The following is a 22,577-nucleotide window of genomic DNA, read 5'->3' as shown; positions in this document are numbered from 1 at the left end:
TCCTTACATGTAAGGATACATCGGGAAGCGGCCGGTCAGCTTGACCACCTTTTCCCGGACGGACGCCTCGACTGCGGCGTTGCCCTCGTCGGAATTCGCAACCTTCAGGCCATCGAGAACTTCGATGATGAGATTGCCGATTTCCTTGAATTCGGCCTCCTTGAAGCCGCGGGTCGTGCCGGCCGGCGTGCCGAGACGGACGCCGGAGGTGACGAAGGGCTTTTCGGGGTCGAACGGGATGCCGTTCTTGTTGCAGGTGACGTAGGCGCGGCCAAGGGCGGCTTCCGCCCGCTTGCCGGTCGCATTCTTCTTGCGCAGGTCGACCAGCATCAGGTGGTTGTCGGTGCCGCCCGACACGACATCCACGCCGCCGGCGATCAGGGTTTCGGCGAGAGCCTTGGCGTTCTTGACGATCTGGGCCGCATAGTCCTTGAACTCCGGCTGCAGGGCCTCGCCGAGGGCCACGGCCTTGGCGGCGATGACATGCATCAGAGGTCCACCCTGCAGGCCGGGGAAGACGGCCGAGTTGAACTTCTTCGCCAGATCCTCGTCATTGGTCAGGATCATGCCGCCGCGCGGGCCACGAAGCGACTTGTGCGTGGTCGTGGTCGCGACATGGCAATGCGGGAACGGCGACGGATGCTGGCCACCGGCGACGAGGCCCGCAATGTGGGCCATATCGACCATCAGGTAGGCGCCGACTTCGTCGGCAATCTCGCGGAAACGCTTCCAGTCCCAGATACGGGAATAGGCGGTGCCGCCTGCGATAATCAGCTTCGGCTTGTGGGTGCGGGCCTTTTCGGCGACGGCATCCATGTCAAGCAGGTTGTCACCTTCGCGCACGCCGTAGGAGACGACGTTGAACCACTTGCCGGACATGTTGACCGGCGAACCGTGGGTCAGGTGGCCCCCGGAATTGAGGTCGAGGCCCATGAAGGTGTCGCCCGGCTGCAGCAGAGCGAGGAAAACGGCCTGGTTCATCTGCGAACCGGAATTCGGCTGGACGTTGGCGAAGTTGACGCCGAACAGCTTCTTGGCGCGCTCGATCGCCAGTTCCTCGGCGATGTCCACGAACTGGCAGCCGCCATAATAGCGCTTGCCCGGATAACCCTCGGCATACTTGTTCGTCATGATCGAACCCTGAGCCTCAAGGACTGCGCGGGATACGATATTTTCCGAGGCGATCAGCTCGATTTCGTGACGTTGGCGACCCAGTTCCTTCTCGATCGCGCCGAAGATTTCCGGATCGGTTTCGGCAAGCGCACGGGAAAAGAAGGCATCTGTGTTCGACATGATTGAATGCTCCTGACGGGTTGATGCCAAGGGGTCTTACCGCCACGAATGGTCAAGGGCAATACGGGACGCGACATTTGCGCATCAAAGAGCGATAGGACGCTGCGAGCCGGGAGAATTTCCGAAAAGGGAGGCGGCAATCAGGAAGCCTGGCGCCACTGATGCTGCTCGACGAACCGTTCCAGATCGACGGATGTCATCGGCTTTGCAAAGGCGTAGCCCTGCAAAACGTCGCAACCGAGTTCCTTCAAAATCTGCGCCTGTTCCATCGTCTCGATGCCTTCGGCGATTACCTCGATGCCGAGCGATTTGCCCATATCGATGATCGAGGACACGAGCCGCCGCTTCTCCAGCGAAATCAGCACCGGCGCGACGAACTGTCGGTCAATCTTCAACCGCTTCGGATTGAGCTTCAGCAGGCTGACGATGGAAGCGTAGCCCGTGCCGAAATCGTCGATTTCGATTTCGATGCCGAGTTCCTTGATCTGCTCTATGTTGGAGGATATCGCCTCGTCGGTCTCATCGAGGAAGACCGATTCCACCAGTTCGAACGAGACAGTGCCGGGCCTGAATTTCATCGTCCGGAGATTGTCGATCAACTGCCGATCGTTCAAGCGCCGGGCCGACACGTTCACGGCCACCTTGGGTATGGCGAGGCCGAGGGTGTTCCAGTGCTCCAGATCGGCGATCGCCCGGTCGAGAATGATGCCGTCGATCGTGCCGAGCACGTTCAGGTCGTCGGCAATGCCGAGGAAATGCGAGGGCGCCAGTATCCCCTTGGTGGGGTGGTTCCAGCGGACCAACGCCTCGACACCGACGATCTCATGGGTGCGTGCATCGAATTGCGGCTGGTAGAAGCTGATGAATTCCTTCTGCTCTATGCCCCGCAGGATGTCGTCCGCCGTCCGCTTGGTGTCGACGATCTCGCGCTGGATCTCCTCGGAGAAGAATTCACTGTGCCCCTTGGCCCGCTGCTTCACCCGGTAAAGCGCGATGTCGGAATTGACCAGCAGGCTCTTCGGATCGACCTTCTCACCCATGCCGACGGCAATGCCGATGCTGGCCCCGACGCGGCAGAGATGCCCTTGATAGGGCACGGGCTGACGTATCTTTTCGATCAGTCCGTCCGCTTTGGCGGAAAGAGCCTCGTTGTTCTCCTCCGTCACGTGACTGACAATGACGAACTCGTCGCCGCCGACACGCGCGATGAAATCGTCTTCACCGACCTCCGACTTTATGAGTTTCGCGACATAGATCAGCATATTATCGCCCGCCGTGTGGCCGAGCGTATCGTTGATCTGCTTGAAGCGGTCGAGGTCTACATGCAGCAATGCGATGCCGCTGCCGTCTCGCCGGCAGGATTCGGCATATTGCGCCAGTACATGATCGAGGAAGCGCCGGTTCGGCAGGCCGGTCAGGGCGTCATGGAGGGCATTGTATTCCAGGCTCGCCCTCGTCGCCTCGAGTTCGCGGTTGCGCGCCTCCGCAAGGTTCTTGGCGTTTATCAGAGCGGCGTTGGCCTGCTCCATCTCCTCCTTGGCCTCGGTCAGCTCTTCGAGCGTCTTCTCGTGGCGGGCGATCTCCTTGATGAGCTCCGACTGGCTGTCGACGACGCTGGCATAATAACTGGCCATGAAGAAGGCATAGACGGTCGCGCTGAAAGCCGAAACCATGCCTGCATAGACCATGTTTTCGAGCGGTATATTGTCGGGGAAACGCTCCCCGTGGAAGATATAGGCCGCCACGAAGATCGACAGGCCGAGCATGAGCTGGGACAGCACCACGAGACGCGTCACCAGCGTCGCCCCCATATAGAAGAAGGCGAGCATCGGCATGACGACATACCACATCAGGAAGGGAGAGCTCGCCCCGCCGTAGTGGTATGAACCCCAGAGTATGGCGAAGTTCAGGTTGAGGATCGAAAGCTGCGCCAGCGCGCCGTAGCTGCGTGGAAGCAGCTTTATCAGCGGAAGAAAGAGCCAGAAGCCGAAAATCGAGGCCGCCAGGATCGGCACCTGCGGAGAGGGAGCCGGATCGATGACGAACAAGCTTATGGGTATCGGCGCGCCGGTGATGGGCCCGAACATATGACTGATGAGAAACATGCGTACGCGTTTACGCGTGTGCACATCTTCTTTCAGATGCGCCGGCGTCAACCAATCGATGGCTGTCTCGAGCCGGGAAACAAGTGTCATGCGACAGCCTTTCAACCGCAGAGCTCGTCAACTCTGTGTGAAATGTGTTTCCAAACAGTAAATTCAATCGTTAAACGCTGTTAACATCGGCGTTTGACGACAAAAAAGGCATGTCGATGCTATGTACGCCTAACAAAAAGCATATAAGCTTTCACTCAAGCTGCGGCCGAGGCGGCGGTACCCGGCGATTTTGAGGGATTTTCATCCGTCGTCACGCAGAGCTCGAGATCGGTGCGCGCCGCATCGAGCGCCTGCCCCAATGCCACGACGACGCGGTCGACATCGGCATGGGTATGATCCGCCATCACCTGGAAACGGAACCGCGATTCCGCCTTCGGAACAGCCGGATATTCGACAAGATTGGCGATGCCGCCGAAATCGGGGAGACGGCGCGCGATCAGTCGTCCGAGCGCTTCGCTGCCCACGAAGACCGGCACGATGGGTGATGGCACGCCGAGCGCGCGAAGCCCCGTATTTTCCACGGTTCGCCGCAGGTAGAGAATGTTGTCCATCAGACGATGGCGCCGTTCGTCGCCCTCCTCGGACCGGATGATATCGAGCGCCGTTGCGACCACCGCGGCCTGAACCGGCGAGAGCGCATTGGAAAAAGTCTGGGTGGCGCTGAAGTATTTTAGGTACTCCGCCGCGCTCCGCGTCTTTACCGAAACGAAACCTCCGTTGGAGGCAAAGCTCTTCGAGAAGGAACCGATCAGCACATCGGCAGCGCCAAGCATTCCGGTCGCCCCGAGATTGCCGAGACCGCCCGGGCCCATTGCGCCGAGATCGTGGGCGCAGTCGATCAGCAGCGTCGCCCCATACGTGTCGCATGCCTCGCGCAGACCGGCGAAATCCGGCACGTCGGAATGCATCGAGAAGAGGCTTTCCGTGACCACGAGGATGCCGGCATCCGGGAATTTCTCACGGATCTTGCTAAGCCGCCGGATTACCGCCCCGGTGTTCAGATGGGCGAAATGATGAATGTTCTGGGTGGCTGCGCGCGCGCCTTCCTGCAGGCAGGAATGGGCAAGCACGTCCATGACCACATGATCGTCGGGACGGACGAAACCCTGCACGGAAGCAAAACCGGCCGACCAGCCGGTGGGGTAGAGCACGACCTCCCTGCCCCCGAGGAAATCCGAAAACTTGGCTTCGAGCTCAAGCGAGTTGGCCGTATTGCCGAGGAGAGCGGCTGAGCCGGCGCTGTGCACGCCATAGCGTTCGACCGCCTCGATCGCCGCCTGCTTGATGCGCGGATGGGAGGAAAGGCTGAGATAATCCTGGGAAGCGAAATTGATGCCCTGGAAGCTTCGGTCCGCATCGGAGCGCACCTTGCAAAAGGTTGCCGGCGCCGTTTCCGTCGAGCGGGCATATGGCCACACTTCGTTTCGCCGCCGCAAATCCTGCCATTCGAAGAAACCGTCGACGCGACCGACAAGATCGGGACCGGTCGGCGCCCGATAGTCCCTCAGGCTGCCCTGAAGGGCTGCTGCTGGAATGCTGACTTTCCGGCTCGAGCTACTCATATCCATCGTGGGTCCCAGCCTCCAACTCAAACAAATGGCCAGTCAGATGATATTTTCGGCTGATGGTTAACACAACTGAAAATTTTAATGAATTTTTAACGATTAGAACTCGTCACCCGATAGCGGTATGCTGCGCGATCGTTAACGCGCGTCCGCCGCCCCGCTCGAGCATGGGGCGGCGGATGCATGCGCCGTTTATTGGGGCAGGATATCGTCCTCTACGGAACCGGAGACCTGTTCGACGCCGATGTTGGTCTGCAGGGCCAACTGGGCGTTTCCGTCCTTTCCGTAGATGTCGTCACGGAACTGGACGACGTTGTCCTTCGCCGACCAGGCGGTCAGGTAGACCCAGTGAACACCGATCTCGTCCGAAACCGGGATCGGCGTGTTGACGCGGCTTGCGATCACGCGCTCGATCTCCTGGCGGTTCCAGCCGGGTGTGTTCTTCAGCACCCAGACAATCAGGTCGCGCACGTTCTGGACGCGCACACAGCCCGAGGACTCGAAGCGCATCAGCTTGTTGAACAGGCCCTGCGTCGGCGTGTCGTGCATGTAGACGGCTTCGGGGCTCGGGAAGTTGATCTTCGTCGAGGACATCGCATTGATCTTGCCTGGGTCCTGGCGGAACATCAGGTTCGGCGCCTTGGGCGCAAACCAGTCGATGCTCTCTGGCGACACCTCATTGCCCTTGCCATCGATCAACCGGATGTTGTTGCGCGCCAGATAGGTCGGGTCCTTACGCATCAGCGGCACGATGTCCTTTTCGACAATCGAGCGCGGCGCAGTCCAGTACGGATTGAGGATGATGTCGGACACCTTGGAACTGACCAGAGGCGACGGGCGGGTGTCGCGGCCGACAATCGCGGTATTGCGAAGCGCCACCCGATCGCCCTCGACGGCTTCTACATAGGCCGCGGGAATGTTGACGACGATGTAACGGTACTCAATCGGCTTGGCGGTGATGTCCTGGAGGCGCTGCAGATTGACGTTCAGCTGCATCAGGCGGGTGTCGGCGGAAACGTTGAGCGCCTTCAGGGTGAATTCGCCGAGAACGCCGTCCTCCGGCAGACCGTGGCGTGCCTGAAAACGCTTCACCGCGTCATCGACATAGGTGTCGAAGGCGTTCGACATGCCGGCCGAGCGGTCGAGGTCGCCGGAGATCATCAGGCGCTGGCGAAGCTGCTGGACCGACGGGTCGATGACGCCGATCTTGAGCTTTACCGCGGGATTGACCTGCGGCCAGCCGCCGTTGGAGACGATGGCCTGATAGTTGGCAATGGCCTGCTGGAAGTTAATGAGATTGCTGGCGCTGAGCATCGGCGTGTTCGACACGACAGCTGCCGTTGCGCGGGAAGCCTGAGCATCGAACTGGTCGTCCCAGTTGCCGCGCCTCGGAGCGGTAATCAACTCATCGACGGCCGTCTGTGCTGCGGCCTGACCGGCGATGGCGGCTGCGCCTGCTGCTGCGGCACCGCGCAACAGGGCGCGGCGTGACAAGTCGACAATTCCGGATTTCTTCGACATCTTCCCTACCGTTTTCAATTCAAACGAAAACCATCCTCTAGCAAGGCATGGTTAACAAACGGACGCCAGGGCCTGTTTTCGGCATACAGGCCTGAGGCGCTGCGACGGATACATGACCGTCCTTTGATGTCCGGCGCTCACACACCAATATGGCCAATTCGTGGCTCCGGCTATTGCGCGAACTGTCGTATTCCTGTCATATTATGTTTTGTTACAAAATATTACGATCGAAGAACGCCATGGCACGCAAGGATTTTCACGGCAGGTTTAGCAGCCGGCTCGATATCGCGGAATGCAAGTTCGAGACGGCCGGATCACTAAAACGTGTCTATACGCACCCGGACATGCAGGATGTGGTTCTAAAAATCATAGATCCGGCGAGGACATCCGGAGATGCCCGTTTGAAGGGCGAAAGCCTGATGAAGCGGACAAACCCGCTCGGTGTCTATCGTGGCTTTCGGCGGGAACTCACACAATACCTGATCCTCAGCCGTCGCTGGAACGAAGACCTGCGGGGCGCGCCGCCGATTGCGGTGCCCTGCGGCCTGGTGTCGACGACAGCCGGGTTAGCGCTCGTGACCGAAAAGATCGGCGGTGCCGGCGACACACTTGCCCCGACGCTTGAAAAACTGTTTGAGAACGGTGCATTGGCCTTCAAGCACCTGAAAGCGCTCAATCGCCTTTTCGACGATTGCATGGAGATGCACGTGGTGCTCTCCGACATGCATATGCGGCAGTTTCTATATAGCGAAACCCGCTCCGGCCGACCCGAATTCGTGGTCATCGACGGGATCGGCGAGAAGAATATCATCCCGCTGCGCTCGCTCAGCCCCCTTCTCAACAGGCGACGTCTCAAACGCGCCCGAGACGGTCTCTTCGAGGCCATCTTCGCACGCTATCCGGCCCTTAAAGCGGAGTGGACCGGGAAGCAAACCAATGCATCCCGGCCAGAGCTGGCAAGCAAACCCGTCGCTTAGAGGCGATACAAGATCTGGTCGTTCCAGAAGCGGTCCAGACGCTGCAGCAGCTTGTTCATCTGGGTGAACTCGTCGGAACCGATACCGCCGACCTTCTGGATCGAGCCGATATGCCGCTCGTAGAGCTTGGCAACGGTTTCGGCGATTTCCTGGCCGCTTTCCGTCAGGCTGATGCGGACCGAACGACGGTCGATGCGCGAGCGCTGATGGTTGATGAAGCCGAGATCCACCAGTTTCTTGACGTTGTAGGAAACGTTGGAGCCGAGATAGTAGCCGCGCGAACGCAGTTCGCCGGCGGTCAATTCGGAATTGCCGATGTTGAACAGCAGAAGTGCCTGAACGGCATTGACGTCGCTGCGACCCTGACGGTCGAACTCGTCCTTGATGACGTCGAGAAGGCGGCGGTGCAGGCGTTCAACCAGATGGAGCGATTCCATGTAGAGCGAACGGATCGCCTCGTCCTGCGGTGCCAGGGTGTTCTGCTGCGGCTTGAGCTTGGTGTTCATGTCGGTCTGCCTCACTGTTTTGTCTGGCGGCTTTGTTTTTCTCCCGCCTTGTGAGGGACCATATCCAATGCACATAAAATTCTACTTAAAACGCAGGCTTAACAAGAGTTTACCGGCAAGAGCGATGACATTACGGTAAATCAAGCCTTATCTCCTCCTGTTTGTGGCGCTTTTCGAGCCACAGCGCCAGGCGGAACACGACATAGACCAGCGCGACCAAAGCATGCATGGCAATCACGATCGGATTGGCGCCGAAAACCCCGGACCAGAGGCCGTGCATGAGGATCTGCGTTCCGGCCGCCAGCGCCCAGATGACCGGCCCCCAGGAGACGGTCAGCCAAAGCCCGAGGGCCGCAACGGGGAAGATGACCGAGAGACTGGCGCCCGCGACCTTCCACGGCAGTGACAGAAGGTCGAAGCGTCCCTGCCCGCCCAGCGAATAGCCGACCAGCATCCCCCAGTATTGCAGGCCGAACCACAGGCATGCGATCGCGATCAATCTCAAAAAGATCACGAACAGGATTTCCGCGACGCTGCCTTTCGGTGCATGTTGAGAATCAGGCTCCATGCGCGAAGCATATGCGCAAGGGGCGTGTCGTTGCCAGTCATGGCGCGACGAAGCGCCTCTTTGCGGTTTTTCAATTGCTGGATTACAGCAGGGTCCCCCTTGCAGAGGAAGACGAGGCAATACCATGCAGGACAAGACACATCTGGTCGACGAGATCACCGGGCACCGCCGCATGCGACGCAATCGCAAGGCCGACTGGACAAGACGCATGGTCCAGGAAAACCGGCTGACGGTCGACGACCTCATCTGGCCGATCTTCGTCATTCCCGGCGAAGGTATCGTCGAGCCGGTCGCCTCCATGCCGGGCGTCAACAGAATGTCTGTGGATAAAGCTGTCGAGGCAGCGAAGGAGGCGGCCGATCTCGGCATTCCGGCGCTGGCGACCTTTCCGAATATCGAGATGGAACTGCGCAACGAGACGGGATCGCAGATCCTTGAGGCGAACAACCTGATCAACCGCACCACGGCTGCGATCAAGAAGGCCGTTCCCAATATCGGCGTCATCACCGACGTTGCACTCGACCCCTTCACCAGCCACGGCCATGACGGCATCCTGCGCGGCAGCGAAATCGCCAACGACGAAACCGTCGAACAGGTGGTGCGCGCCGCAGTGCTGCAGGCAGACGCCGGCTCCGACATCATCGCTCCTTCCGAGATGATGGACGGGCGCATCGGCGCCATTCGCCGCGGGCTGGATGCCGCCGGGCACCAGAATGTCGGCATCATGTCCTACGCGACGAAATTTTCCTCGGGCTATTACGGCCCCTATCGCGAGGCCATCTCGACCGGCGGGCTGCTGAAGGGCGACAAGAAGAGCTACTACATCGATCCGGCCAACGGGACCGAAGCGATCCGCGATGCTGCGCTCGATGTCGAGGAAGGCGCAGACATGCTGATGGTCAAGCCCGGCCTTCCCTACCTCGATATCTGCTGGCGGATGAAGGAGGCCTTCGGCCTGCCGGTTTTTGCCTATCAGGTTTCCGGGGAATACGCACAAATCAAGGCCGCGGCGCTGAACGGCTGGCTGGACGGCGACAAGGTCATGCTGGAAACGCTGCTCTGTTTCAAGCGTGCGGGCTGCGATGGCATTCTCACCTATTTCGCCATGGATGTGGCGCGGCATCTCGCCAAGAACGGCTGAGGCTTTCAGGGGCAGACAGCCTGAGCCATTGTTTTTCCGCCGTCTGTCCCCATATGCCTTGGTGAATGACAACGGAGCCGACCATGAGCCTCGACACCAACCCGATCTATGCAGCACCGAACGACTGGCGGGCCTATAGCGGCGTGCTGTCGCGACGGGTGTTCGCTTTCCTGATCGATTACCTGCTTGTCGGGGCTCTCTGGATCCCGGCGGCCATCCTCGTCTTCTTTTTCGGCATCATCACGCTGGGCTTCGGCTGGCTGCTCTATCCGATCCTGTTCTTCGTCGTGGCGGGCCTTTATTTCGGTCTTTCGCTTGCGGGGCCGAGCCAGGCAACGCCGGGAATGCGCGCCATGGGCGTTGCCATGGTCCGCCTCGATGGCCGCAAGATCGATTTCGTCACCGCGATCGCGCATCTCGCGCTGTTCTGGATTTTGAATTCGGTGCTGACGCCGCTGATTCTGCTGGCCGGCCTGTTCATCGAAAAATCGCGGCTTGTGCACGACCTTTTGCTCGGCACGGCGGCTGTCCGTACCGCCTGAACACGCGCTCATCCGAACAAAACCTGCGGAACACGCCATCCTCCAGGGTTTGGCGTGTTCTTCTTTCATGACGGATAGTTGACGTTTTTTATTCTTGCGCCATGCTAATGAAAACCATGGTCGCCAGAGGAATCCGACCGCCAAGATGAACACCCAGACGTCTCCGTCCCCGCAATTCTACCTCACGGCGCCGGCGCCGTGCCCGTACCTGCCGGGGGAAATGGAGCGCAAGGTTTTCACCCATCTCGTCGGTCCGCGTGCGACCGAGATGAACGACCTGCTGACGCAGGGTGGCTTCCGCCGGTCGCAGAACATCGCCTATCGCCCCGCCTGCGAATCCTGTCGCGCCTGCATATCGGTGCGCATTCTCGTCGATGAGTTCGAGCCTGGCCGTTCCTTCAAGCGGGTGAGCGCCACGAACCGGGACATCGTCTCGACCGTCTTTCCCGCCCAGCCCTCGACCGAACAGTTTTCACTCTTTCGTACCTACCTGGATCATCGGCATCAGGAAGGCGGCATGTCCGACATGTCTGCGCTCGACTATGCCATCATGGTCGAAGATACGCATGTGCAGACCCGCGTCATCGAATATCGGCTGCGCGCGCCCGGTGACGGGCTCGGCGGCCAGCCGCGCGGAGAACTGGTGGCGGTCGCCTTGTCGGATCTGATGAGCGACGGGCTCTCCATGGTCTACTCCTTCTTCAACCCCGCCATGGTAAAGCGGTCTCTCGGCACGATGATGGTTCTCGACCATGTCAACCGGGCGAAGGCGCTCGGACTGCCCCATGTCTATCTCGGCTATTGGGTGCGCGGTTCCAACAAGATGGACTACAAGACCCGCTTCCTGCCCCAGGAGCACCTGACGAACCAGGGATGGGAACGCTACATCCCCGACGAGCAGGCGGCCGCTCTGGCAAAAACATGACATCATCCCCTTCCCGACCGGGCTTCCGCAGGACCGGGCCTCCCGACGGTATCGTGGTCGTTCCGCTGATGGGCAAATCGTTCGCACGGATATGAACCGAATGCCTGCCGCCCGCAAACCTCAGACTTCGATAACCGCTTCGACCGGCCTCCGCGGCGAATAGGTCATCGCCGGCGCATAGCCGAAGCGCAGGACGATATCAGGGCGCCGTCCACCAAGGCCGGCGAGGACGGAAAGGTCCCCTCGCAGCGCCGCGACCTCGACCGGCTGGTTGACGAACGCAGTCCTCAGACCCAGCACGGTCGCCATAAGGCAGAAACGCTGGCATGCCCGCCCCACCGCAATCCAGCCTGCCGGTCCCTCCGCGGCGGAGGAGAAGACCGCCACCCCGGCCGAACTGTCCATGTGGCGCTTGTATTTGTCGGCCTCGGAACCGGGCCTGAAAGCGAGATCGAACGCGACCGGCCCGAGCCATTCCGGCAATGCCGGATTGCCGCTTGCCGGCGAATACAGGCCGTCGCCCCTGTGCATCGCGACATAAGGACTGAAGCGCAGCCAATCCTTGAGCTCTCGGATAAAAGCGCGATCCGCCATCTGGATGTCGCTACCGGCAATGACGAGGTCTCTCACCCGGTCAACCTGCGAACGTTGCGTGACGAGAACGGTATCCACGCCTGCAACCGCCGCGCTTTTCGTCAGGCTTTCCAGATCCCCCGGGGCAACCGGCCTGCCGTCATAGACGCTGCGGGTCGATTGCCTCAGCGGAATTGCAGGGGCTATTTCCTTCAACCGCTCGTCGCTCGGAGCACCACGGGACAGCGTCACGGCCACGCCGTTTTGCCCTTCGTCCACCACCGCAACCTCCGCAACACGGTCTGTCGACGCGGCGGCGATCACAAGATTCTCGAGCGCGCAGCCAAGGCCCACATAGAGATGATGGTCGTCCGGATCCACCGCCGGCGTACGGCGCGAGAAATCCGGACGGATGGAGATGCGGTCGCCGGAAAGGCGGAAAACCCATGGCTGGGTGTTATGGCCGTTGGCGGCAAGCGTCGCATGGCGCACCAGTTCGACCAGCGGCGGATCGGCGCCGAGCGGCGCGCGAATCCTCTCAGCATAGTCCTGATACCGACGGCTCCCGAGACCGAGGGCAAGCACAGTTCCGCCGGTTCCGAGAGCGATGAGCCCCGCCCCGCCTGTCAGCATCGCCCGCCTGCTCAACATCGCCAGCCTCCATCTTCTTCGACGGCAGTCTAGCCGATAAACCGCACAAGCTCTTGCCCAGGATCAAGGACACGGGAACCGGACGCCAGAATCCGCTTCCTCAGGGATCACACCCAACCGATAAACTGACGGCTCAACCAGAGAACTTGCCGCTGCGGGGGAAGCCCTTCGGAACGGTGCGGCCGGCCGCGGCACGGTCGCCCATCCATTCGGCAAGTTCCTCCTTCGACTTGCTGAAGACGCGGCCGGCGCTGTCTTCCCAGGTCAACCCATCGGCGATTGCGAAACACTTGATGTCCGAGATGCCGCCATCCTTGTAACGCTGCAGGCGAACGCCCTTGCCACGCGTCATTTCCGGCACCTGCACCAGAGGGAACACCAGCAGCTTGCGGTTCTCGCCGACAACGGCCACATGGTCGCCGGAGACGGGAACCACCAGCTTCGCCTCGTCCGGCATGCCGACATTCATCACCTGCTTGCCCTTGCGGGTGTTGGCTACGATATCGGACTCGGCAACGATAAAGCCGTTGCCCACGGTCGAGGAGAAGAGAAGCTTGCGACTGCCATCGTGCACGAAGGCGGTCAGCACGTCCTGATCGTTCTCCATGTCGACCATGATACGCAGGGGTTCGCCGTGTCCACGGCCGCCCGGCAACTTGTCGCCACCGAGCGTGAACACCTTGCCGCCGGTCGTGACCAGCAGGATCTTGTCCGTGGTCTGCGCCGGGAAGGCAACTTTCAGGCCGTCGCCTTCCTTGAAGGTCAGGCTCGACGTATCGGAAATGTGCCCCTTGAGCGCCCGTATCCAGCCCTTCTCGGATACCACGACGGTGATCGGTTCCTTTTCGATCATCGCCTGCTGGATGGCCTCGCTGTCGGCGTCCGGCGCGTCAGCGAACTGGGTGCGGCGGCGGCCGAGTTCGGTTGCCTTGGCGTACTTCTTCTTGACCTCGCCAATCTCCCACGCGACCGTCTGCCACTGCTTTTCGTCGGAAGCGAGCAGCGCCTCGATCTCGGCCTTTTCCTTGCTGAGTTCCTCGTGTTCCTTGCGGATCTCGAATTCCTCGAGCTTGCGCAGATTGCGCAGCCGCATGTTGAGGATCGCCTCGGCCTGGACGTCGGTCAGGTCCCAACGGGCGATCATCACCGGCTTGGGCTCGTCCTCCTCGCGGATGATGCGGATGACTTCGTCGAGGTTGAGATAGGCGATCAGCAGGCCGCCGAGGATTTCAAGGCGGCGATCGATTGCGGCAAGGCGGAAACGCGAACGGCGAACCAGAACATCCTTGCGGTGTTCCAGCCACTCGCTCAGGACCTCGTTCAACGCCATCACCTTGGGCACCTTGCCCTGCGACAGCACGTTCATGTTGAGCGGAATGCGGCTTTCCAGCTCGGTGAGCTTGAACATCGATTCCATCAGCAGCGTCGCGTCGACCGTTCGGCTCTTCGGCACCAGCACGATGCGAACGTCTTCGGCCGATTCGTCGCGGATGTCTTCGAGAAGCGGAAGCCGCTTGGCGATCAGCAGTTCGGCGATCTTTTCGATGAGCCGCGACTTCTGTACCTGGAACGGGATCTGCGTGACGATGATCTGGTAACCACCGCGACCGAGATCCTCGGTCTCCCAGCGGGCGCGCACACGGAAGCCGCCGCGACCCGTGCGGTAGGTCTCCAGCATGCTTTCGCGGCTCTCGACGATGATGCCGCCGGTCGGGAAGTCCGGACCCTCGATACCACCCTTCTGGGGGTTGGCCGGATCGGCCAGCAGTTCCTCGACGGGAGCGCCGGGATTCTTGATGAGATAAAGGGCCGCGTCGCAGATTTCATGCACGTTGTGCGGCGGGATCGACGTCGCCATGCCGACCGCGATGCCGGATGCGCCGTTTGCAAGCAGGTTCGGGAAGGCGCCGGGAAGAACGACCGGCTCCTCGTCTTCCTCATTATAGGTCGGGCGGTAATCGACGGCGTCCTGATCGATGCCTTCGAGCAGCAGCGCCGCGACATCGGTCATGCGCGCTTCGGTGTAACGATAGGCAGCGGCGCTATCGCCATCGATGTTGCCGAAATTGCCCTGCCCGTCCACGACCGGGTAGCGCTGGGAGAAATCCTGCGCGAGACGCACCAGCGCGTCATAGACCGACTGGTCTCCATGCGGATGGAACTTACCGATGACGTCGCCGACGATACGAGCGCATTTCTTGAAGGCCGAGTTCGGGCGGATGCCCATCTCGCTCATCGCATGGATGATGCGGCGATGGACCGGCTTCAGTCCGTCGCGCACGTCGGGCAGCGCGCGGTGCATGATCGTCGACAAGGCATAGGCGAGGTAGCGCTCTTCTAGCGCCGCCTTGAGATCGACCGGCTGAATGTTGTCGCCGCCGTCATCCGGCGGAGTAAGATTTGTCCCCATGGTCTTTCAACTAGACGAGAAGGCCGGAAACGGCAAGGAATCAGCGCAATCCGGTTGTGGATTAGCTGAGGTGTGACGAAAGTCACCACCCTTTAACCTAGGTCAAAATGTCATGGCAAAAGCGATGGAAGTTTCGCAATCTGCCAATATAAAGACATGCTGTTGGTCGCGAATGACGTAACTCAGAGCCGTTTTCCCCGAAAGGAATGCACATATGACCTTCTCCCGCACTTCCCGGCTGCTGCTGGCTGGCGCCGCCTTCGCAACGCTTTCCGGCCCGGCATGGGCGCTGGACGGTCAGGATCTCCTGAAAAAGATCAATGCCGCCTATGCGGCGGGCAGCGGCGCGATTTCCGCCGAATCGGTGGAGGTCAACGGCAGCGCGGTCACCCTCAAGGGCTCCAAGTTCACGACGACCGGCCCGCAGGAAAAATCGGTCCCGCTCGGAGACCTGACGCTGAAGGGCGTCAGCGAGGAAGACGGCGGCGCCTATTACATCGAGCGCATCGATTTCCCGGCGGTGGATTTCACCGAAGAGAAAACCAGAATCTCGGTTAAGGATCTCTACCTTGCTGGCGTGCATGTGCCCGGCAGCACCGATGGCAACGACCTCAAGTCGATGATGCTCTATGACGAAGCCCATAGCGGCCCGATCGACGTCAGCGTCGACGGCAAGCCGGTCTTCACCATGGCCGAGGCTTCTGCCACCACAACAGTCGGAGATGACGAGAAATCGCTTTCGTTCGAAGGCGGCGTCAGCGGCCTCAAGGCCGATCTTTCCGTTGTCGAGGATGCCAAGAGCAAGGAAACCATCGACGCGCTGAACCTTCAGAACCTTGAGGGCGACGTCTCTTTCTCGGGCAGTTGGGAACTTGAAAGCGGCACGATCGACATCGAGGAATACAGCTTCGATTTCGCCAATATCGGCCGTCTGAACCTGGCATTCAGCCTCTCCGGCTACACCATGGACCTCGTCAAGCAGCTTCAGGAAACCGCCCGCACGATGCAGGGCCAGGAAAACAACGAGCAGGCCCAGCAGGCCGCCGGTCTCGCCATGCTCGGCCTGATGCAGCAGATGTCTTTCGTCAGCGCCGAAATCAGCTTCGAGGACGACGGCATCACCAAGCGGGGCCTCGATTTTGCCGGCAAGGAACAGGGTACCACCGGCGACCAGATGGCCCAGATGGTCAAGGCAATGGTGCCGATGATGCTCGCCCAGGCCAAGCTCGGCGCGCTGCAGAACGAGGTCTCCACCGCCGTCAACACCTATCTCGACGATCCGCAGAACCTGACGATCAGCGCCGCACCGGAAAAACCGGTCCCCTTCCCCATGATTATGGGCGCAGGCATGGGCGCACCGGAAACCATTCCGCAACTGCTCGGCGTGTCCGTCAGCGCCAACGAAGAATAAGCATTCTCTCGGAAAAGCTCAGGGGCCGTCCTTCAGGACGGCCTCTTTCGTTTCGTATGGCTCGCCACCTTCCGGATCGGAGGATGCGGCGCGGTTATGCAGGAATAGCGCAAGCGCGAAAGCCGCGCCGATTGCCGCTCCCACTGCGACGTCAAGAAAGCGTACCAGACCTGCGGTCGCGGGTCCCATGACCATCACCAGCAAGGCCGAAGCGCCGGCTTGAATGGGAACGACGGGTGCAAGATTTATCAGGGCGCCGATCAGCACGCCCAGAAAGACGCACAGCAATATCCGGATTTCGAGAAACGGGATCGGCAGCAGGAATGCGAGTTCTCCCACCAGTATCCCGATCGTCACGCCCACCATCATGTTCAATGTCTGGCGAAAATGATTGGGAATGCCGGATGCAAGGCAGATGATCGCGGTGATCGCGGCGAAGATCGGTTCCGGATGGCCGAACAGCCAGCGCGCCAGATAAAAAGACAACGCCGCGGCAATGGCCGCGGCGCTGGCGTGAACTGCGATATCCCGGACTCGCTCGGACATCCGGAATGCCATCACATCAATCCTTCTTCTGCGGCACCACGCGCAGCGCAAGTTCGCGAAGCTGGGTCGGCGTGGCCTCGGACGGTGCGTTCATCAGGAGATCCTGCGCCTGCTGGTTCATCGGGAACAGCGAGATTTCGCGCAGGTTCTTGGCGCCGACAAGCAGCATGACGATGCGGTCGATACCGAAGGCGCAGCCGCCATGCGGAGGCGCACCGTACTGGAACGCGCGGTACATGCCGCCGAAGCGTTCCTCGACATCCGCCTTGGAAAGACCGACCAGTTCGAAGGCCTTGACCATGAGTTCCGGAGACTGGTTACGGATCGAGCCCGAGGCGATTTCGAAGCCGTTGCAGACCGCATCGTACTGATAGGCCTTGATCGTCAGCGGGTCCTCGCTGTTCAGCGCGTCGAGGCCACCCTGCGGCATGGAGAACGGGTTGTGCGCGAAGTCGACCTTCTTCTCATCCTCGTTCCATTCGTAGAACGGGAAGTCGACGATCCAGCAGAACTCGTAGCGGTCGCGATCGATCAGGTTGAGCTCGTCGGCGGCGCGGTTACGGGCCTCGCCGGCAAACTTGTAGAACTTGGACGGCTCGCCGGCGACGAAGAAGCAGGCGTCGCCTTCGTCAAGGCCGAGCTGGTTGCGGATCGCTTCGGTGCGCTCCTCGCCGATGTTCTTGGCGAGCGGGCCGGCACCTTCCAGAACAGCGCCTTCCTGGCGCCAGAAGATATAGCCGAGGCCCGGCTGGCCCTGGCTCTGGGCCCAGGCATTCATGCGATCGCAGAAGGCGCGACTGCCGCCGGTCTTGGCGGGAATAGCCCAGACCTCGACCTTCGGGTTGGAGGCGATCATGTTGGCGAAAACCTTGAAGCCCGAACCGGCAAAATGCTCGGTGACGGATTCCATGACGATCGGGTTTCTGAGATCCGGCTTGTCGGAACCGTATTTGCGGATCGCCACGTCATACGGAATGCGCGGCCATTCCTTGGTAACCGGCTTGCCTTCGGCGAACTGCTCGAAGACGCGGGTCATCATCGGTTCCATCGTCTGCCAGACATCTTCCTGGGTGACGAAGCTCATTTCGACGTCGAGCTGGTAGAACTCGCCCGGCAGACGGTCGGCGCGCGGGTCTTCGTCACGGAAGCACGGAGCGATCTGGAAATAGCGATCGAAACCGGCAACCATCAGGAGCTGCTTGTACTGCTGCGGCGCCTGCGGCAGGGCAAAGAACTTGCCCTGATGGATGCGGCTCGGCACCAGGAAGTCACGCGCGCCTTCCGGCGAGGAGGCCGTCAGGATCGGAGTCGTGTATTCGGCGAAACCCGCCTCGCCCATGCCGGAACGCATGGCGGAGATAATCTGGGTGCGCTTGACGATATTTTTGTGCAGCGTCTCGCGGCGCAGGTCGAGGAAGCGGTACTTGAGGCGCACGTCTTCGGGATAATCGGGCTCGCCGAAGACCGGCAGCGGCAATTCCTTGGCGGCGGAGAGAACCTCGATCTCTTGTGCATAGAGCTCGATTTCGCCGGTCGGCATGTTCTTGTTGACGGTATCCTCGGTGCGGGCCTTGACCACGCCGTCGATGCGGATCACCCATTCGCCGCGCACGGCTTCGGCCAGCTTGAAAGCCGGGCTGTCGGGATCGGCCACCACCTGGGTGATGCCGTAATGGTCGCGCAGATCGATGAAGAGAACGCCACCGTGGTCACGGACACGATGGACCCAGCCGGAGAGACGGACGGTTGCGCCGACATCGGACTTGCGGAGGGCGGCGCAGGTGTGGCTGCGGTAACGGTGCATTTTTCAGAGCTTTCCTGGACTAAGGTAACGGCCGAAAAGGCGCGCGGGCGACCATAGACAACCGATAAAAATCGGGCGGAAAAGCGCACGGACTGTCCGATTTGTCAAGGCTGGAGCATATGTCGCCGAGATTTCCGCTGTAACAGCACAACCCTCTGCTCTACAAGGTGCATCCTGTGACGGCGGCGACTCAAGGCGGCCGCTCATCCATGCAGGTCCCATGAACGATATCCGGCCCCTCATCCCTCTTCTCATCACCGCAGGCATCCTGATCGGCGGCAACGGCCTGCAAGGCACGTTCATCTCGCTTCGCGCGCTTGAGGAAGGCTTCTCCACGTCGATGATCGGCATCATCGGCACGGGCTACAATATCGGCTTTGCCATCGGCTGCATTTACGTGACCCGCATCATCCGGTCGATCGGGCACATCAGGACATTCAGTGCCCTGGCGGCGATCGCCTCGGCGGCCTCCATTTCCATGCTGCTCTTCATCCATCCGACGAGCTGGTTCACCATGCGGCTTATCCAGGGCCTCTGTTTCGCCGGCCTCTTCGCCGTCGTCGAAAGCTGGCTCAACGCACGGGTGACGAACAGCACGCGGGCCCGAACCCTTTCCATTTACCGCTTCGTCGATCTCGGGGCCGTGACGCTCGCGCAATACATGATCCCGGCGGTCGGCATCGGCGGCTTCGAACTCTTCACCATTATCTCCATGGCGCTCACTCTGTCGCTGGTGCCGATCTCGTTTGCCGACCGGTCCAGTCCGGCGCCGCCGCAGGCCGTGCGCTTCGATCTCCGCGTTCTGTGGAAGGTCTCGCCGCTGGCGACCGTCGGCTGCATCGTCGTCGGCCTCACCAATTCCAGCTTCCGTTCGCTCGGGCCGATCTATGCCGACGGTATCGGTATGTCGATCACCTCGATTGCCACTTTCATGAGCGTCGGCATTTTCGCGGGCGTGGTGCTGCAATATCCGCTCGGCCATTATTCCGACAAGCTGGACCGCCGATTCATCATCCTCATCTCCGCATTCGGAACCTTCTCGGCCGGTCTTTTCCTCGCCTTCGTCGCCGGCACGAACGAGTGGCTGAATTTCGTCGGCATCTTCGTCTTCGGCGCCTTCGGCATGCCGCTCTATTCCCTCTGCTCGGCCCACGCCAACGACCATGCCGCCCCGGGCCAGCATGCGCTGGTATCGGCCGGCACACTGTTCTTCTGGTCCATCGGCGCCGTCATCGGTCCGCTTTTCGCTTCCTTCATGCTCGATCACTTCGGCCCCCGGGCGCTCTTCATCTACACGACTGCCGTGCTCTTTGCCTTCATGGTCTACACGCTGCAGCGCATGAGCGCCCGCGAGGGGGTGCCGGCAAGCAGCCGCCGAAGCCGTTTTCGCAATCTTTTGAGAACATCGACCTTCTTCAACAAGCTGGCGACACCGCCGACCGAAAAGGACGAGGACTGACCTGCGGCAGTTTGGCCGCCAGCCCGATATTGATGATTTTCCACCTCAACTTTAAAAGAGGCGAAACCTCATCTGCCGGAGACGCCTCATGGCCCTGCTGACCCGCCGCACTCTCCTCAAGGCATCGGCCGTGGCCGGGGCATACGCTTCGGGCATGGCGTTCCTGCCTCGCCTCACCAGCGCGCTCGCCGCCGCCGATCCGCTCAAGCTCGAAGCCTACAGGCGCAGCGCGGAAATCGACGGAAAGGCGGCGACCGAGGGCGTCATGAGCTATCGTCTGGGCGGTGGCGATACCGCCGAGGCCCTTCCGCCCGTCCTTCGAGCCCGCCGCGGAAAACCCTTCGCCGCCCGTTTCGACAACCGGCTCGACGAGCCGAGCACGGTTCACTGGCACGGGCTCAGGATCGACAACGCCATGGATGGCGTTCCCTTCCTGACCCAGCCCTATGTCTATCCGGGCGACGGGTTCGACTACGCCTTCACCCCGCCGGATGCCGGCACATTCTGGTATCATCCCCATTGCAACACGCTCGAACAGATCGGCCGCGGCCTTGCCGGCATGTTCGTTGTCGAGGACCCCGACGATCCGGTCTTCGACGCGGAAGTGGCGCTCAACCTTCGCGACTGGCGGCTTGGCGGCAACAGCCAGTTCATCGAACAGTTCAAGGCGCGCGATGCGGCCAAGACCGGCACCTTCGGCACGGTGCGCACGGCAAACTGGCAGATCGAACCGAGCTATGATGCCCCGGCCGGCGGCCTTGTGCGCCTGCGCGTTCTGGTGTCCGATGTGACCCGCATCTACAACCTGAAAATGGTGGGCGTGGAAGCCCTGATCGCTGCCATCGACGGGCAGCCGGTTCCCCGGCCTATTCCCCTCGACATGGCGGTCGTCGCTCCCGGCCAGAGGCTCGATCTCGTGGTGCGCATGCCGGAGACGGAAGGCGAAACCGCAGCACTCGAGGACATCCGGCCATCGACGCCGAAGGTGGTCGCCCGGCTGCGCTCAGTCGGCCCATCGCTGAAGCGGAGCCTCGGCGACGTGGCGCCGCTTGCACCCAACGCACCCGTGGAAGCCGATCTCTCCGACGCGACCCCGGTTCCGCTCGTGCTCAGCGCGACCGCAGAGGAGGCTGCCAAGGATTCCATCTGCGGTTCGCTCGGCTATTCCTTCTGGGCCATCAACAAGGTCCCCTATCCCGGCGACAGCTCCGATCCGATGGCACCGCTCGTCGAGATGAAGCTCGGCAAGACCTATCTCTTCAATCTGGAAAACGTGACGCCGCACGCGCATCCCATCCACATCCACGGCATGAATTTCAAGGTCATCTCATCTTCCAGGGGGCCGGTTTCGCCTCTGGTGTCAGATACCTATCTCGTGCTGCCCGACGAAAAGGTCCAGCTCGCGGTCGTCGCCGACAATCCGGGCGACTGGGTGCTGCATTGCCATATCATCGAACATCAGAAGACGGGCATGACCAGCTACGTGCGAGTCGTCTGACCCGCCAGGCCAGCCATATGGCCCTATTCCGTGACTTGACAGCAGACAAGCCACGCTGGCATCAACTGGCAACGACACCAGCGCAGGAAGCTGCCGTGACCGACCTTGCTGCCACGCTCCGCACCCTTGAGCCCTATCCCGGAATCTACGCCTACTACGACGGCCGTATTTCCGGCAAACGCCTGTATTCGACTGACAGAAACTGGCTGGACGATGGTGCTTACAGCCTCGGCGTCGCCAGTTACGCCATCGTTTCCGTTAATGAGGCACTCGTCTACGACACGCATATTTCCCTGGATCATGCCCAGGCGGTGAGGCGTCATCTGGAAGGACTCGGCGTCTCCCGTGTTCGCGTCGTGCTCAGCCACTGGCACACCGATCACATCGCCGGCAATGCGGTCTTTGCCGATTGCGAAATCATCGCCAACCGGCTGACGGCGCAGGCGATGGCGGATAACGCCGCAGCTCTTGCCGCCGAAAACCCGCCCATCGATCCCGTCGTCATGCCGAACAGCCTTTTCAACGAACGTCTCGAACTCGACGTCGGCAAGCGAAAAGTCGAACTCCTGCAGTTCGAAATCCACAGCGCCGACGGAACGGTGCTGTTCCTGCCCGATATCGGGGTCCTCCTCGCCGGCGATACGCTGGAGGACACGGTCACCTATATTTCCGAGCCGGAACATACGCTTCGTCACATCAAGGAACTGGATCGCCTCGCGCAGCTTCCCATCCGCCACATACTGCCGAACCACGGCTCGGAGAAACGTATTTCCGGCGGCGGTTATGCGCCGGACCTGATCCAGGCGAACCGCGATTACCTCATGCGTCTCATGGAAACGATCGACGATCCCGATCTCGACAAGACCAGCCTTGCCGATTTCGTCGCCTCCAATGTGATGCAGGGAAGCATCAGCTATTTCGAGCCCTATGAGCGGGTCCACAGCGACAACATCGCCGCTCTCCGCAATAGAAAGCAAGCCAGCCTCACGATTTAGCGTCGCAGATGGCGAAAACGGGGAGCAACTGTCGCA

Annotated in this window: 18 protein-coding genes; 8 read left to right on the top strand and 10 right to left on the bottom strand. The window is 60.8% G+C overall.

Annotation, left to right across the window (positions count from 1 at the left end):
* Positions 1-3: 3 nt before the first annotated feature.
* The 4 genes from glyA to J5N58_RS11355 all read right to left on the bottom strand — a co-directional run bounded on the left by glyA (position 4) and on the right by J5N58_RS11355 (position 6,535).
* The gene (glyA, locus tag J5N58_RS11370) at positions 4-1,293 is read right to left on the bottom strand and encodes a serine hydroxymethyltransferase (protein ID WP_113444069.1); all 1,290 of its coding nucleotides are present in this window, start codon (positions 1,291-1,293) and stop codon (positions 4-6) included.
* A 140-nt stretch (positions 1,294-1,433) separates the two neighbouring features.
* Complete coding sequence (locus tag J5N58_RS11365) at positions 1,434-3,398, bottom strand: putative bifunctional diguanylate cyclase/phosphodiesterase (RefSeq protein WP_342345986.1); 1,965 nt, start codon at positions 3,396-3,398, stop codon at positions 1,434-1,436.
* Between the two features lie 245 nt (positions 3,399-3,643).
* A complete protein-coding gene (locus J5N58_RS11360) occupies positions 3,644-5,017 on the bottom strand; it encodes an aminotransferase class I/II-fold pyridoxal phosphate-dependent enzyme (protein ID WP_244710839.1) in 1,374 nt (457 codons plus the stop codon).
* A 189-nt stretch (positions 5,018-5,206) separates the two neighbouring features.
* Complete coding sequence (locus tag J5N58_RS11355) at positions 5,207-6,535, bottom strand: L,D-transpeptidase family protein (protein ID WP_112827220.1); 1,329 nt, start codon at positions 6,533-6,535, stop codon at positions 5,207-5,209.
* Positions 6,536-6,708: 173 nt separating this feature from the next.
* Here J5N58_RS11355 and J5N58_RS11350 point away from each other — a divergent pair, with 173 nt between their 5' ends.
* Positions 6,709-7,512, top strand: coding sequence for a YrbL family protein (locus tag J5N58_RS11350; protein ID WP_162757232.1), 804 nt, complete (start codon positions 6,709-6,711; stop codon positions 7,510-7,512).
* Here J5N58_RS11350 and ldtR read toward each other — a convergent pair.
* A complete protein-coding gene (gene ldtR / locus J5N58_RS11345) occupies positions 7,509-8,018 on the bottom strand; it encodes a transcriptional regulator LdtR (protein WP_112827463.1) in 510 nt (169 codons plus the stop codon). The genes J5N58_RS11350 and ldtR overlap by 4 nt on opposite strands.
* Before the next feature lie 130 nt (positions 8,019-8,148).
* Complete coding sequence (locus J5N58_RS11340) at positions 8,149-8,586, bottom strand: DUF6163 family protein (protein WP_112827222.1); 438 nt, start codon at positions 8,584-8,586, stop codon at positions 8,149-8,151.
* A gap of 124 nt (positions 8,587-8,710) precedes the next feature.
* Between J5N58_RS11340 and hemB the strand changes: the two genes are divergently transcribed.
* From hemB to J5N58_RS11325, 3 genes are all read left to right on the top strand, one after another.
* A complete protein-coding gene (gene hemB / locus J5N58_RS11335) occupies positions 8,711-9,727 on the top strand; it encodes a porphobilinogen synthase (RefSeq protein WP_244710837.1) in 1,017 nt (338 codons plus the stop codon).
* An 83-nt stretch (positions 9,728-9,810) separates the two neighbouring features.
* Complete coding sequence (locus tag J5N58_RS11330; RefSeq protein WP_112827224.1) at positions 9,811-10,269, top strand: RDD family protein; 459 nt, start codon at positions 9,811-9,813, stop codon at positions 10,267-10,269.
* Positions 10,270-10,414: 145 nt separating this feature from the next.
* Positions 10,415-11,194, top strand: coding sequence for an arginyltransferase (locus J5N58_RS11325; protein WP_112827225.1), 780 nt, complete (start codon positions 10,415-10,417; stop codon positions 11,192-11,194).
* A 120-nt stretch (positions 11,195-11,314) separates the two neighbouring features.
* Here J5N58_RS11325 and J5N58_RS11320 read toward each other — a convergent pair whose 3' ends face one another.
* Both J5N58_RS11320 and parC read right to left on the bottom strand, forming a co-directional pair.
* Positions 11,315-12,418 (bottom strand): Acg family FMN-binding oxidoreductase, encoded by a 1,104-nt coding sequence (locus tag J5N58_RS11320; protein WP_244710835.1) that lies wholly within the window; start codon positions 12,416-12,418, stop codon positions 11,315-11,317.
* 133 nt (positions 12,419-12,551) lie between these two features.
* Positions 12,552-14,828: a DNA topoisomerase IV subunit A gene (gene parC, locus J5N58_RS11315; RefSeq protein WP_113426010.1), complete on the bottom strand. Its 2,277-nt coding sequence runs from the start codon at positions 14,826-14,828 to the stop codon at positions 12,552-12,554.
* A gap of 214 nt (positions 14,829-15,042) precedes the next feature.
* Between parC and J5N58_RS11310 the strand changes: the two genes are divergently transcribed.
* Positions 15,043-16,239 carry a YdgA family protein gene (locus J5N58_RS11310; RefSeq protein ID WP_113444073.1) on the top strand — a complete coding sequence of 399 codons (1,197 nt, stop codon included), beginning with the start codon at positions 15,043-15,045 and terminating at the stop codon, positions 16,237-16,239.
* An 18-nt stretch (positions 16,240-16,257) separates the two neighbouring features.
* On the opposite strand, the gene J5N58_RS11305 is transcribed toward J5N58_RS11310, so the two are convergent.
* Together J5N58_RS11305 and aspS are read right to left on the bottom strand one after the other, a co-directional pair.
* Positions 16,258-16,797, bottom strand: coding sequence for an FUSC family protein (locus J5N58_RS11305; protein WP_244710833.1), 540 nt, complete (start codon positions 16,795-16,797; stop codon positions 16,258-16,260).
* Between the two features lie 4 nt (positions 16,798-16,801).
* Positions 16,802-18,589: an aspartate--tRNA ligase gene (gene aspS / locus J5N58_RS11300; RefSeq protein ID WP_113448755.1), complete on the bottom strand. Its 1,788-nt coding sequence runs from the start codon at positions 18,587-18,589 to the stop codon at positions 16,802-16,804.
* 220 nt (positions 18,590-18,809) lie between these two features.
* On the opposite strand from aspS, the gene J5N58_RS11295 reads away from it, so the two are divergent.
* From J5N58_RS11295 to J5N58_RS11285, 3 genes are all read left to right on the top strand, one after another.
* Entirely contained in the window at positions 18,810-20,048 is a 1,239-nt protein-coding gene (locus tag J5N58_RS11295) for an MFS transporter (RefSeq protein WP_113426011.1), read from the top strand.
* A gap of 88 nt (positions 20,049-20,136) precedes the next feature.
* On the top strand, positions 20,137-21,546 hold the full coding sequence (locus tag J5N58_RS11290) for a multicopper oxidase family protein (protein WP_244710830.1): 1,410 nt from the start codon (positions 20,137-20,139) through the stop codon (positions 21,544-21,546).
* A gap of 95 nt (positions 21,547-21,641) precedes the next feature.
* Positions 21,642-22,541, top strand: a complete 900-nt coding sequence (locus J5N58_RS11285; RefSeq protein ID WP_244710828.1) for an MBL fold metallo-hydrolase — start codon at positions 21,642-21,644, stop codon at positions 22,539-22,541.
* Positions 22,542-22,577: the final 36 nt, after the last annotated feature.

Origin of the sequence: Paenirhizobium cremeum (genome assembly GCF_022884085.1) — a bacterium.
In the GTDB taxonomy this organism is placed as follows: domain Bacteria; phylum Pseudomonadota; class Alphaproteobacteria; order Rhizobiales; family Rhizobiaceae; genus Allorhizobium; species Allorhizobium cremeum.
This window is presented reverse-complemented; position numbering and strand designations above follow the sequence as displayed.

Coding starts and splice junctions, on each gene's coding strand:
- J5N58_RS11360 (WP_244710839.1), bottom strand. CDS start 5,017: ATGGATATGAGTAGCTCGAGCCGGAAAGTCAGCATTCCAGCAGCAGCC.
- glyA (WP_113444069.1), bottom strand. CDS start 1,293: ATGTCGAACACAGATGCCTTCTTTTCCCGTGCGCTTGCCGAAACCGAT.
- J5N58_RS11340 (WP_112827222.1), bottom strand. CDS start 8,586: ATGGAGCCTGATTCTCAACATGCACCGAAAGGCAGCGTCGCGGAAATC.
- parC (WP_113426010.1), bottom strand. CDS start 14,828: ATGGGGACAAATCTTACTCCGCCGGATGACGGCGGCGACAACATTCAG.
- J5N58_RS11365 (WP_342345986.1), bottom strand. CDS start 3,398: ATGTTTCTCATCAGTCATATGTTCGGGCCCATCACCGGCGCGCCGATA.
- J5N58_RS11290 (WP_244710830.1), top strand. CDS start 20,137: ATGGCCCTGCTGACCCGCCGCACTCTCCTCAAGGCATCGGCCGTGGCC.
- J5N58_RS11355 (WP_112827220.1), bottom strand. CDS start 6,535: ATGTCGAAGAAATCCGGAATTGTCGACTTGTCACGCCGCGCCCTGTTG.
- J5N58_RS11295 (WP_113426011.1), top strand. CDS start 18,810: ATGAACGATATCCGGCCCCTCATCCCTCTTCTCATCACCGCAGGCATC.
- J5N58_RS11305 (WP_244710833.1), bottom strand. CDS start 16,797: ATGGCATTCCGGATGTCCGAGCGAGTCCGGGATATCGCAGTTCACGCC.
- J5N58_RS11330 (WP_112827224.1), top strand. CDS start 9,811: ATGAGCCTCGACACCAACCCGATCTATGCAGCACCGAACGACTGGCGG.
- J5N58_RS11310 (WP_113444073.1), top strand. CDS start 15,043: ATGACCTTCTCCCGCACTTCCCGGCTGCTGCTGGCTGGCGCCGCCTTC.
- J5N58_RS11325 (WP_112827225.1), top strand. CDS start 10,415: ATGAACACCCAGACGTCTCCGTCCCCGCAATTCTACCTCACGGCGCCG.
- hemB (WP_244710837.1), top strand. CDS start 8,711: ATGCAGGACAAGACACATCTGGTCGACGAGATCACCGGGCACCGCCGC.
- J5N58_RS11320 (WP_244710835.1), bottom strand. CDS start 12,418: ATGTTGAGCAGGCGGGCGATGCTGACAGGCGGGGCGGGGCTCATCGCT.
- aspS (WP_113448755.1), bottom strand. CDS start 18,589: ATGCACCGTTACCGCAGCCACACCTGCGCCGCCCTCCGCAAGTCCGAT.
- ldtR (WP_112827463.1), bottom strand. CDS start 8,018: ATGAACACCAAGCTCAAGCCGCAGCAGAACACCCTGGCACCGCAGGAC.